Origin of the sequence: Butyricicoccus sp. OF27-2pH9A, from assembly GCF_027693185.1 — a bacterium.
GTDB classification, from domain to species: domain Bacteria; phylum Bacillota; class Clostridia; order Oscillospirales; family Butyricicoccaceae; genus Agathobaculum; species Agathobaculum butyriciproducens.
In genome coordinates, this window is sequence record NZ_JAQEXK010000011.1 from 95,169 (window position 1) to 106,902 (window position 11,734).

The window sequence follows — 11,734 nt, forward strand, 5'->3', positions numbered from 1 at the left end:
ATTGCCGCTTGCGAAGCGAGGGACGCTTGCTTACCCTCTTGCCCTCTCGGCGTGGGTACGCCGCCCCCAGCGGGCAGCGAAATGTTTCGGAACTGAAACCTTACTCATCTTGACAAGCTCTGGTCCGGAACGTAAAATATAGGTAATAAAGTAAGGCAGAATGTCCGCATTCTGCAACTGTCAAAAAGGGGATAGTATTTTGAAGTTGACAAAACGCATTTTCAGCGGTCTGCTGGCCGCCATGATGCTGTTCACCACTGCTTTTGCCGTAAATGATTCGGCGACAACCACGGCTGCAAACGCGCTGATGTTTGCACTCAAGCCGATCACCGGCAGCGCGTACGACAGCACTGCTCTCCAGACCGATCTGGCAGCAGCGCAGAAGACCATCTCGCAGCGCATGCAGCTTGAGGGTCTGACCGGCGCGTCTGCCGCCGTTTCCGGCGATGTGATCACCGTTTCCATTCCGAAAACAGCTACCGGCAGCACTGCCGCTTACTGGGCCGCTCGTCTGGGCGACCGCCGTCTGTGCAGTGTAACCGACTTTCTGAACCATGAGTGGCAGTTTGACCGTGCAGATTTTGCCTCTGCCAAGGCAACCACCGAGAACGGCGCAGAAGCCGTTGAGATCGACCTGACCGACTCCGGCAAGACCAAGCTGACCGAGGCCCACAACAAGGTAAAGGCATACCTTGCGGACAGCAAGAACGACGCTGGCAAGGCGCAGTGGCTCATCTTCCACTGGGGCACCACCACCTTCCGCATGCTGGTGGACGACAGCTTCTCCGACAGCAAGCTGGTGATCGGCGGCGATTCCGATCCGCTGCGTGCCGGTGCATCCAAGTACATGCCGCAGTATCTAATGCTCGATCCGCTCCCGTTTGCACTGGAGCAGACCGCCGTTCCGACGACCACCGAGCCGACGACTCCGACCACTCCCACCGAACCCACGACTCCGACTGACCCGACCACACCTTCCGATCCGGCGACCACGGATTTCCCGGACATCGACGGCCACTGGGCTGCCGCTTCGCTGCGCAAGGGTGTTGAGCTGGGTCTTCTGAAGGGCATCAACGGCAAAATTATGCCGAACAACTCGGTCAAGCGTTCCGAAGCTATCGTTATCCTCAACCGCGCACTTGGCGCAGCGCAGGCCGACAGTGTATCCGGTCTGGCTGCCAGCCAGCAGTCCGCATGGTACAGCGCGGATCTGGGCAAGGCCATCCACCTCGGCCTGATTACCGCAAACGACAACCGCAACTTTGACACTGCAGCTACCCGTGCTGAGGCTTTCGTGCTGATGGCTCGTGCGTTCGCATACGACCGCGCAGAGACCGCTGCCGATGAGCTGAGCAGCTTCACCGACACCTCCTCCATGACCACCGAGCAGAAGCAGGCAGCTGCCGCTCTGATCAGCAAGGGCGTTGTAAACGGTACCTCTGCTACCAAGCTGTCTCCGTCGAACAAGCTGACCCGTGCACAGTTCGTCACCATGATTGTGCGCATTGCCGCTGCCACCAACGCAGACAGCGCACCGACCAAGCTGGCCGGCGGCACCGTACTCACCAATCCGAGCATCACTCTGACCGGCGCTGTCGCAGACGGCGACTGGATCTTTGCCGCTCCCACGAATGAGATTTCGCTCGATTCCGTCAGCAGCTCGCACCGCATCGTCCTCAAGGGCGAGGAGCGCGCTGTACTGAATGCTACCAAGCAGACCAGCATTTCCACGCTTGCTGTTGACCCGGCAGGCACGGCGGATGTTAAGATGGACAACACTTCGTCCGTAAACACGCTCGTTATCGCAGGCAAAGGCGGCTCCGTTGGCTACAGCGGCGCAGTCTCCAACATCGAGATCACCGCTTCCGGCCGCACGATCGTGCTCGAAGGCATGACCTCGGATGCCATCACCATTACCGGCAGCAACAACACCATCCTGCTCAAGGGCGACGCGGATACCGTTTCCGTACTGCGCGGCTCCGGCAACCGCATCACGCTGTCCGGCACGGTCGGCACGATGGTTCTGGCCGGCAAGAACACCACGGTTGACGGCACCGGCAAGATCGGCACCGTAGACACCCGCATGGTCGGCTGCACGGTAACGGCTAAGGCCGACCACACGATCGACAACATCGATCCCGGTCTGGATGGCGTTCAGATCACGATGACCGTTCCGGATAAGGTTAAGGCCGGCGGCTCGCTGACTGCCAAGGTCAGCTTCTCCGGCGTAAAGGAAGGCGTTACCTGTACTGCAATCTGGTATCAGGACGGCTCCGCGATCAAGGGCTGCACGAACAACAGCTTCGAGCTGACCAACGGCAAGACCTCCAGCCACACCAGCACTTTCACCTTCACCAAGAATATGAAGACCAGCACGGCGATTGGCTTTAAGCTGCTCTACAACAACCCGTCCACCGGCGAGACCGAGCAGGTTTACGCCCAGAAGACCGTTCCGATCGAGAATTACTCTGCCGAGTGGTATGCACAGCGCGATGCTGCCGCCATCCTCAAGCAGGTATCCTCGGTTTACCGCGGCAACTACACCACGTCCTACGCGGCCAACAACGATTACTCCAAGACCACCAAGGAGGTCTGGATCAACGCCAAGGGCTACTCCAGCAACACCAATTATCTGGTCTGGATCAACCGCGCATACCAGCATGTAAACGTATTCACCGGCTCCAAGGGCAACTGGAAGCTGACCAAGAGCTTTATCGTCGGCACCGGCGCTTCCTCCACCCCGACTCCGGTCGGCGTGACCACCGTCAGCTACAAGCTGAAGGCAGGCTGGACCACCGGTACTTACACAGTTCGTCCGGTTGTAGGCTTCTACCCGGGCACCGGCTACGCGTTCCACTCCCGCCTGTGCTATCCCGGCACCGATACCGAATACGACTTCAGCAGCGGCTATCCGGTTTCGCACGGCTGTGTACGCATGAAGCACAACGACATCAACTGGATTTACAACAACGTACCGATCGGTTCGACTGTCGTAATCTACTAAACCGCAGCTGCAAACACCGATATTCTCCGTTTTTCCGGAGAGTATCGGTGTTTTTTTGCCGCAAAACAGTGTGTACATCATCAACATCCTGTCCTGCACCGCAACGATAAATTCTCACCCTGATAGTGCAATTCGTCATTTTATACGCATTTTTCGCAAATGCGATTGATTATCGTTGTGACATTTTAATGTTGACACCGACAACATCAAGGACTATAATAAACCCATTACAACAAACAACGAGGTGAGAAAATGGCCGATCAGTATCATCACGGAAATCTGAAAAGCAAGCTGCTGGAGGAAGCGGTCACGCTGATCTCGCAGGACGGCCTCGAAAATCTTTCTCTCCGGCGGCTGGCAACGCAGTGCGGCGTGAGTCACAACGCCATCTACCGCCACTTTGACAGCAAGGAGCGCCTGATCGACGCCTGCCGTGCCTACGTCATGCAGGAGCTGACGCGCACACTCGAGCTGACGCTCAGCGGTCTGGACGAAAGCCTGCCGCAGACCATGGAGCAGCTCGGCACCGCCTATCTGGATTTTTACATGCGCAACCCGACGTATTTCAGCGCGTATTTCCGCAACGCATCCCAGAAGCTGACGTTCTCGCTTGAGCCGATCGAGGGCAACTACCCGCCGTTTTCCGTTTTCCGCCGTGTGGCTGTCGCTATCGCGGAAAAGCAAGGCATTCCGCAGGATGAGACACGATGGCGGCTTCTGCGCTACTGGACGATGCTCAACGGCATGTTCGCCATGTGGATTTCCTCCAACGTGGAACTGCCCGAAAACTGGAAAACCTGTCTGAAAAACGAATTTTAAGGGGCGTTTACGATATGAAACAGATCATTCTCACGGGCGACCGCCCGACCGGCAACCTGCATGTCGGCCACTACGTCGGCTCACTGGCCGAGCGCGTGAAGCTGCAGAATTCCAGAAAATATGACGAAATTTACATCATGATTGCGGACGCACAGGCGCTGACCGACAACGCCGAGCACCCGGAGCGCGTGCGCCAGAACATTATGAAGGTCGCGCTGGACTATCTTGCGGTCGGCATTGACCCGGAAAAGTCGAACATCTTCATCCAGTCCATGGTGCCGCAACTGACCGAGCTGACGTTCTACTACATGAATCTTGTCACGGTGTCCCGTGTACAGCGCAACCCTACCGTTAAGGCAGAGATTCAGATGCGCAACTTTGAAGCCAGCATTCCGGTCGGTTTTTTCTGCTATCCGATCAGTCAGGCAGCCGACATCACCGCATTCAACGCTACGGCTGTTCCGGTCGGCGAGGACCAGGAGCCGATGCTCGAGCAGTGCCGTGAAATCGTGCACAAGTTCAACACGGTTTACGGCGAAACGCTGACGATGCCGCAGATTGTTCTTCCGTCCAATAATGCCTGCATGCGTTTGCCCGGCACAGACGGCAAGGCGAAGATGAGCAAGTCGCTCGGCAACTGCATCTACCTTGCGGATCCGGAGGAGGTCGTTCGTGAGAAGATCATGTCCATGTACACCGATCCGGACCACATCCGCGTGCAGGATCCCGGCAAGCTGGAGGGCAATTCCGTGTTCACCTATCTGGATGCGTTCTGCCAGCCGGAGCACTTCGCAGAATTCCTGCCGGACTACCAGAACCTTGACGAGCTGAAAGCGCACTACCAGCGCGGCGGACTCGGCGATGTGAAGGTAAAGAAGTTCCTGAACAACGTCATGCAGTCTCTGCTGTCGCCCATGCGTGAGCGCCGTGCGCAGTGGGAGGGTCGCCTGCCTGAAGTCTACGAGATTCTCAAGAAGGGCAGCGAAATCGCCGCTGAGACCGCTCAGGGCACGCTCGATCGAGTCCGTCACGCGATGAAGATCGACTATTTCACCGATAACGGCCTGCTCAAGTAAAAACAGCAAAATAAAGGACGAACCGCTTGGTTCGTCCTCTATTTTTACACTTTCGGGATTTGCTGGGTCACGCAGTGGATATTGCCGCCGCCAATCAGAATATCGCGGGCAGCAATCGCAACTACCTTGCGGGTCGGGAAAAGCTCCTGCAGGATAGCCTGCGCCTTTTCATCCATCGGGTCACCGAAGGCGGGCATGACAACAGCCTCGTTCGCAATGTAGAAGTTGACGTAGCTTGCCGCCAGACGCTCTCCCGGGGTGCGGGTCGGCTCGCCGTCGCACAGGTCAAGGCCGTCGCACTCCTCTGCGGTGATGGTCACCGGCTTGGGCAGCGGCAACTTGTGCACTCTGATCCTGCGTCCCTTGGCATCGGTCGCAGCTTCCAGTGCATCCAGACTGGCCTTGGAGAGCGCATACTGCGGGTCGGTCTCGTCGTCCGTCCACGCGAGCACAACCTCGCCCGGAGCCGTGAAAGCACATACGTTGTCAACGTGCTCGTTGGTCTCGTCGTTGTAAATACCGCGCGGCAGCCAGATCACCTTGGAAACGCCCAGATAATCGCACAAAACCTGCTCAATTTGAGTCTTTGTGAGATCGGGATTGCGTCCCGCGCTCAGCAGGCAGGCTTCGGTGACGAGCGCGGTGCCCTCGCCGTCCGAGTGGATGGAGCCACCCTCGCAAATGAAATCGCGTTTGTCGTATACGTCGTTGTTCAGCAGGTCGCAGAACTTGCGCGCCACACGGTTGTCCTTCTCCCACGAGGGATACAGGCCGTCCACATCGCCGCCCCACGCGTTAAACCCCCAGTCGATGCCGCGGCGCTCTCCCCTGCCGTTGATAACAAAGGTCGGGCCAACGTCACGCGCCCACGCATCGTCAGTCTCCATCACGACCAGACGAACGCGGTCGGGCAGCTGCGCACGCGCGTTGTCATACTGCCCTTCCGAGCAGAGCACGGTCATGCTTTCGCTTTCGGAAATCGTCTCGATCACACGCAGAAAGGCTTTCCGGGCCGCATAGGCGCCGTACTGCCAGCTGTCGGCGCGTTCCGGCCAGATCATCAGGCAGCCCTCATGCGGTGCAAACTCCGCAGGCATATAAAACCCGTCCTGCGCGGGTGTAGTGTGCAAAATTTTCATGGTATCTCTCCTGTTCGGTGGTACATCAAGAGTACAACATTTTGATTAAATTTGCAATGGTCGTAGGCGGTTTGAAATGAAAAATTGAGAATGGAGAATGGAAAATGAACGTAATATTTAACGGTATGCGGGCGGTCACTGACCGGTCCCTGCGATTACACGATTGCCGATGTTTGAGAGAACGCCATTCTTACCTGATAAATACACCGATTTTCCCCTCACCTGCATTCTCCATTCTCAATTATTCAACTTTCTCTTTATCAACCCCGCAGAATATGGTACACTAAAAATGTATCAACCCATTTCCAAAGGAGAGGTGCATACCATGAATTACGCTTACACCTATACATACACACCGCTTTTCTCAATGATTCTGCCGATTCTGGCACTTTTACTGATTCTTGCGGGCGGCATCGCGCTGTACACGCTGTTTGTCCGCAAGCCGAATCACTACCACGGCGCGGCAGCAAAGCTGCATGATTTTCTCAATTTCCGGCACGCATACACCGAGGGTCTGCTGAAAATCCTGTACTGCATGACGGTCGCTGCGCTGGCTGTTTACAGCGTTATTCTGCTGTTTTTCCACTTTTTCTGGGCGATCCTGCTGTTTATCGTCGGAAATATTGCTGCACGGCTCGGCTATGAATTTATTATGATGCTGTTCAGCATGCACCGCACCCTGCGCAGCATTGACCGCAAAATGCCCGAGCCGCAGCCGTTCGAGCAGCCGGCTCCCGCACCGCAGCACGAGCCGCAGAATACACCGGAAAATCCGCTCCCGCCCGATCAGCCGTAACACAAGCCGCTGTTTCCGCTTGAAATTTGTTCAACGCAGATTGCAAAAACACGCAAGTCATGATAAAATAGATATACTATTACAGAATTTCGCGGCAGGACCAACCCATGTGCTGCCCTACAGAAAAGTGTATCTTAGAAAAAGGAGGTCCGTGCATTGAAAATTCAGGAAAGCGCGGAAAACTACCTGGAAGCCATCCTGGTTCTGACGCAGAAAAATGGACAGGTGCGCTCGATCGACGTTGCGCACTACACCGGCTTTTCCAAGCCGAGCATCAGCCGTGCCGTTGGCCTGCTGCGCGATAACGGTTACGTTTCCATCGACCAGAACGGTCTGCTGGGACTGACCGAATCCGGCATGCAGATTGCCACCAGCATTTACGAGCGCCACACCGTGCTCACCGCGTTCCTCACCGCTCTCGGCGTGGACGCTGAGACCGCCGCTGAGGATGCATGCCGCATCGAGCATGTGCTGAGCGAGGAAACCTTCGACAAGCTTAAGCAGCATGCGAAGGCGTATATCGACGCACAGGGTAAATAAGACCCGTTGAAAATCCTGCCTGAAAAGGCAGGATTTTTTATATCAAATTTTATCGAACAAATTTTCGATAAAATCATTGCATTCAAATCGGCACCCTGTTATAATGGGTGTATCGAATCCGAATACACCGCCGCTCTGCGGCTTGCATATTTGTAACTTTTTCAGGAGGAAATGCTATCATGGCTACCAAAAAGCAGTTGGAACCGGTCGCTCCTGCGGCTGATAAGAAGAAAGCACTTGCCGCTGCGCTCGGTCAGATCGAAAAGCAGTTCGGCAAGGGCTCGGTCATGCGTCTGGGTGAAAACACCGGCATGAACATCGAACACATCCCGACCGGCTCGATCGGTCTGGATCTCGCACTCGGCATCGGCGGTCTGCCGCGCGGCCGAATCATTGAGATCTACGGACCGGAATCCTCCGGTAAGACCACGGTTGCGCTGCACAGCGTTGCAGAGGCACAGAAGCTGGGCGGCACGGCTGCGTTTATCGATGCCGAGCACGCGCTCGACCCGGTTTACGCCAAGGCACTCGGCGTTGACATTGACAGCCTGCTGGTCTCCCAGCCGGACACCGGTGAGCAGGGTCTGGACATTGCGGAAGCGCTTGTGCGCTCGGGCGCGATCGACATCGTGGTTATCGACTCGGTTGCCGCGCTGACACCGCGCGCCGAAATCGAAGGTGAAATGGGCGATTCCTTTGTCGGTCTGCACGCCCGCATGATGAGTCAGGCGATGCGCAAGCTGGCCGGCTCGATCGCCAAGAGCCAGTGCGTAGCCATCTTTATCAACCAGCTGCGTGAGAAGGTCGGCGTCATTTACGGCAATCCGGAGGTTACCACCGGCGGCCGTGCGCTCAAGTTCTATGCGTCTGTCCGCATGGAGGTTCGCCGCGTGGAGCATCTAAAAAACGGCACCGAACTGATCGGCAGCCACACCCGTGTAAAGGTTGTAAAAAACAAGGTCGCTCCCCCGTTCAAGCAGGCTGAGTTCGATATTATGTACGGCGAAGGCATTTCCCGCACGAGCGAGCTGGTCGATCTCGGCGTGGAATTCGGCATCCTCAGCAAATCCGGCGCGTGGTTCTCCATGGGCGATACCCGTCTGGGTCAGGGCCGCGATGCTGCCAAGCAGTATTTCAAGGATCATCCGGACATCGCGGATGACGTACAGAAGCAGATCATGGAAAAGGTTGCCGAGGAGCGCAGCAAGTTGGCGCAGAGCCATGCGGCACGTCCTTCCGCTGCTGTGCCGACCGAGAAGGCCGAAAAGCCTGCGGATAAGGCACCGCGTCCATCGTCCTCCAAGGCAGTCTCCATCGACGCGGACGATTTTGACGACCTCGACGAAGAATAATGAGCGAGGATAAATACCGCGCAGCCCTCGATATGGCGGCAAAACAGCTGTCTTACCGGGCACTGAGTGCGAAAATGCTGCGCGACAAGCTGCTTGCCAAGGGTCATGATGAGGAAGCCGCCGATTACGCGCTTGCGTGGCTGACCGAACGCAGCATGCTCAATGACGAGCTTTTCGCGGAAAGCGTTGTACGCGGCTACACGCGCAAGGGCTACGGCGCGGCACGCATCCGACAGGAGCTGACCCGCCGCGGCATAGACCGCGACGCCGCAGAAGCGGCTATGCAGACCTTCTCCCCGGATGAGGCGCAAATGCTGGCTCTGCTCGAAAAACGCCTGCACGGTGACGTTTCCGATCGAAAAGAGGTCGAAAAAGCCGTTGCGACACTCCAGCGGCGCGGTTTTGCATGGAATGATATCAAGCGCGCACTCGAAACCTACGGCAGTTCGCTGCCGGAGGAAGAATAATTTTTTATTCAAGGGTTTCTATCCTCAAGCGAATCTTTTCGCGCGATAGCGCGCATGAAATAGAATTTGCTGTGCAAATTTCAAAAAAGTCAGGGCATGTACCTGACTTTTTTGACTTATAGAGGGAGAAAGTTTCTGCACAGGAACTTTCGGACGACTCTGGAACGGCCCACGGTCCGTTCCTCTTGTCGGCAAAACGGTAGTTTTGCGACAGGGTCTTGCATGAATCCCGCGGTTGGAGTATCATAATAAGAGGAGAAAACTCTACCGGAAAGGAAGTATTTCCATGGAAAACAATAAAATTCCCGCCCGCGCAGATGTGCCCGCAAAGGACAAATGGGCGATTCAGGATCTGTTTGCGACCGACGATGACTGGCGTGCCGCGTTAGCGAAGGCCAAGGAGTTCATTCCGCGCATCACCGCATTCCGCGGCAGACTGGCCGAAAGCGGCGCTGTTCTGCTGTCTTTTTTCCGTCTGGATGATGAAATCAGCCTTGCATTTGACGCGCTTGTACACTACGCCCAGCGCCGCAGCGATGAGGACACCCGCGTCGCCGCCTATCAGGAGATGGTCAGCCAGGTGACGCGCTTCGCGGTCGAAATTCAGTCTTCCGCCGCGTTTGAGACCCCTGAGCTGCTCGCCATCAGCGATGAGGACATGAACCGTCTGTACGCTGAAGTACCCGAGCTGGAGCTGTACCGCCTGAATATCGACCGCATTCGCCGCCGCCGAGAGCATGTGCTGTCCGACAAGGAGGAGGCAATCCTCGCCGCTGCAGGCGAAATGGCCGCCAGCCCGGATGACATTTACTCCATGCTCAACGACGCTGACCTCAAATTCCCGGACGCAGTGGACAAGGACGACAATAAGCATCCCGTCACGCACGGCACGTTCATCCCGCTGATGCAGTCCTACGACCGTGTGCTGCGAAAGTCCGCGTTCGATTCGCTGTACTCGGTGTACGGCCAGTTCCGCAACACCTCGGCGGCAACGCTGTCCGCGCAGCTCAAGCAGCTACTGTTTTTCGCAAACGTGAGAAAATATCCCTCGACACTGGATGCCGCGCTCGACGGCAACGAGGTGCCGACCGAGATTTACCGCAATCTGATTGATGCAGTACACCGCTCGTTTGCGCCCATGTACCGCTATGTCGCGCTGAGAAAGAAGCTGCTCGGCGTGGACGAGCTGCACATGTACGACCTGTATGTGCCGGTCGTGGACGGCGTGGAAATGAAATTCACGTTCGAGGAGGCCAAGGAGATCGCACTGAAGGCGCTTGCGCCGCTCGGTGAGGACTACCTGAATCTGCTCCGCGAAGGCTTTGCCAACGGCTGGATCGACGTGTACGAGAACGAGGGCAAGCGCTCGGGCGCGTACTCGGCAGGCGCGCGCGTGCACCCGTATGTACTGCTCAACTTCAAGGGCACGCTCGACGACGTGTTCACGCTCGTGCATGAGATGGGCCACTCCATCCACTCGTACCTGTCCAACAAGACCCAGCCGACCGCATACCAGGACTATGTGATCTTTGTTGCCGAGGTTGCATCCACCTGCAACGAGGCCCTGCTGATGGAATACCTGCTGTCCGTCACGACCGATAAAAAGGAGCGCGCGTACCTCATCAACCACTTCCTCGAGCAATTCCGCGGCACGCTGTACCGTCAGACCATGTTCGCTGAGTTCGAGCTGGCCGCCAACGAAATGACCCAGCGTGGCGAGGGCACGACCGCCGAAGCGCTCTGCGCGATGTACAAAAAGCTGAACGAGCAGTATTTCGGACCGGAAATGAACGTAGACGAGGAGATTTCGCTCGAATGGGCACGCATCCCGCACTTCTACTACGATTACTATGTTTACCAGTACGCGACCGGCTACGCCGCTGCCATCGCACTGTCGCGCCACATTCTGCGAGAGGGTGAACCGGCGGTGAAGGATTACCTCGGCTTCCTGTCCGGCGGCTGCTCTGCCGACCCGATCACGCTGCTGCGCGGCGCAGGCGTGGATATGGCAAGCCCGAAGCCGATCGAGGACGCAACAAAGCTGTTTGATGAAATGATCTCGGAGATGGAAAAGATTCTGAATTGAGAATTGAGGATGGAAAATGAAGAATGACGTTTCTTTTTGCATTTTTCATTGTCTGTAACACTCGATTAGAGTAAAGAAAAGGCACAGCCGTCTGAACAGCACCCCATTTGTTAGACAGTATGATATACTATCTAACAAGTGGGGTGTTTTGCTATGCCAAAAGGAGTACCAAACAAACGATATACGCCGGAATTCAAAAAACTGGTGATTGAAACCATGCAGGAAGAGAAATTGAGTTACAGCGAAACCTGCCGTAGATTTGAGGTAAGCAGCAGAGATCGAATCAAATCATGGGAGCGAATCTACCTGGGGGAAGGGCCGGAAGGCTTTGCCGTTGAACGGCGCGGCCGCAGCAGTAAGGGCCGTCCGCCAAAGCGGCTGCCGAAGGAGGTAGCGGAAGATCTGCTGGCAGAGGTTCAACGGCTGCGTGCGGAGGTAGACTACCTAAAAAATTT

General features: G+C 56.3%; 10 protein-coding genes. 9 read left to right on the top strand and 1 reads right to left on the bottom strand.

The annotated features are described in order from the left end of the window. Positions 1 to 199 precede the first annotated feature (199 nt). From PG722_RS09575 to trpS, 3 genes are all read left to right on the top strand, one after another. Positions 200 to 3,004 carry a L,D-transpeptidase family protein gene (locus tag PG722_RS09575; protein WP_270580394.1) on the top strand — a complete coding sequence of 935 codons (2,805 nt, stop codon included), beginning with the start codon at positions 200 to 202 and terminating at the stop codon, positions 3,002 to 3,004. Between the two features lie 252 nt (positions 3,005 to 3,256). Further along, on the top strand, positions 3,257 to 3,823 hold the full coding sequence (locus PG722_RS09580; RefSeq protein ID WP_110435644.1) for a TetR/AcrR family transcriptional regulator: 567 nt from the start codon (positions 3,257 to 3,259) through the stop codon (positions 3,821 to 3,823). A 14-nt stretch (positions 3,824 to 3,837) separates the two neighbouring features. Then, positions 3,838 to 4,899 (top strand): tryptophan--tRNA ligase, encoded by a 1,062-nt coding sequence (gene trpS / locus PG722_RS09585; RefSeq protein ID WP_270580395.1) that lies wholly within the window; start codon positions 3,838 to 3,840, stop codon positions 4,897 to 4,899. 44 nt (positions 4,900 to 4,943) lie between these two features. On the opposite strand, the gene aguA is transcribed toward trpS, so the two are convergent. Beyond that, the gene (aguA, locus tag PG722_RS09590) at positions 4,944 to 6,038 is read right to left on the bottom strand and encodes an agmatine deiminase (protein ID WP_270580396.1); all 1,095 of its coding nucleotides are present in this window, start codon (positions 6,036 to 6,038) and stop codon (positions 4,944 to 4,946) included. Positions 6,039 to 6,363: 325 nt separating this feature from the next. Between aguA and PG722_RS09595 the strand changes: the two genes are divergently transcribed. From PG722_RS09595 to PG722_RS09620, 6 genes are all read left to right on the top strand, one after another. Next, entirely contained in the window at positions 6,364 to 6,834 is a 471-nt protein-coding gene (locus PG722_RS09595; protein ID WP_270580397.1) for a hypothetical protein, read from the top strand. A 156-nt stretch (positions 6,835 to 6,990) separates the two neighbouring features. Further along, positions 6,991 to 7,374: a metal-dependent transcriptional regulator gene (locus tag PG722_RS09600; protein WP_110435666.1), complete on the top strand. Its 384-nt coding sequence runs from the start codon at positions 6,991 to 6,993 to the stop codon at positions 7,372 to 7,374. A 179-nt stretch (positions 7,375 to 7,553) separates the two neighbouring features. Beyond that, positions 7,554 to 8,726, top strand: a complete 1,173-nt coding sequence (gene recA / locus PG722_RS09605) for a recombinase RecA (protein ID WP_118479827.1) — start codon at positions 7,554 to 7,556, stop codon at positions 8,724 to 8,726. Beyond that, positions 8,726 to 9,193 carry a regulatory protein RecX gene (locus PG722_RS09610; protein ID WP_270580398.1) on the top strand — a complete coding sequence of 156 codons (468 nt, stop codon included), beginning with the start codon at positions 8,726 to 8,728 and terminating at the stop codon, positions 9,191 to 9,193. Before recA ends, PG722_RS09610 begins: the two co-directional genes overlap by 1 nt. 286 nt (positions 9,194 to 9,479) lie before the next feature. Further along, a complete protein-coding gene (gene pepF / locus PG722_RS09615; protein ID WP_270580399.1) occupies positions 9,480 to 11,279 on the top strand; it encodes an oligoendopeptidase F in 1,800 nt (599 codons plus the stop codon). A gap of 153 nt (positions 11,280 to 11,432) precedes the next feature. Next, the coding region (locus PG722_RS09620) for a helix-turn-helix domain-containing protein (protein WP_270580400.1) at positions 11,433 to 11,734 on the top strand (302 nt) is incomplete at its 3' end.

Coding starts and splice junctions, on each gene's coding strand:
- PG722_RS09580 (WP_110435644.1), top strand. CDS start 3,257: ATGGCCGATCAGTATCATCACGGAAATCTGAAAAGCAAGCTGCTGGAG.
- trpS (WP_270580395.1), top strand. CDS start 3,838: ATGAAACAGATCATTCTCACGGGCGACCGCCCGACCGGCAACCTGCAT.
- aguA (WP_270580396.1), bottom strand. CDS start 6,038: ATGAAAATTTTGCACACTACACCCGCGCAGGACGGGTTTTATATGCCT.
- PG722_RS09595 (WP_270580397.1), top strand. CDS start 6,364: ATGAATTACGCTTACACCTATACATACACACCGCTTTTCTCAATGATT.
- recA (WP_118479827.1), top strand. CDS start 7,554: ATGGCTACCAAAAAGCAGTTGGAACCGGTCGCTCCTGCGGCTGATAAG.
- PG722_RS09610 (WP_270580398.1), top strand. CDS start 8,726: ATGAGCGAGGATAAATACCGCGCAGCCCTCGATATGGCGGCAAAACAG.
- pepF (WP_270580399.1), top strand. CDS start 9,480: ATGGAAAACAATAAAATTCCCGCCCGCGCAGATGTGCCCGCAAAGGAC.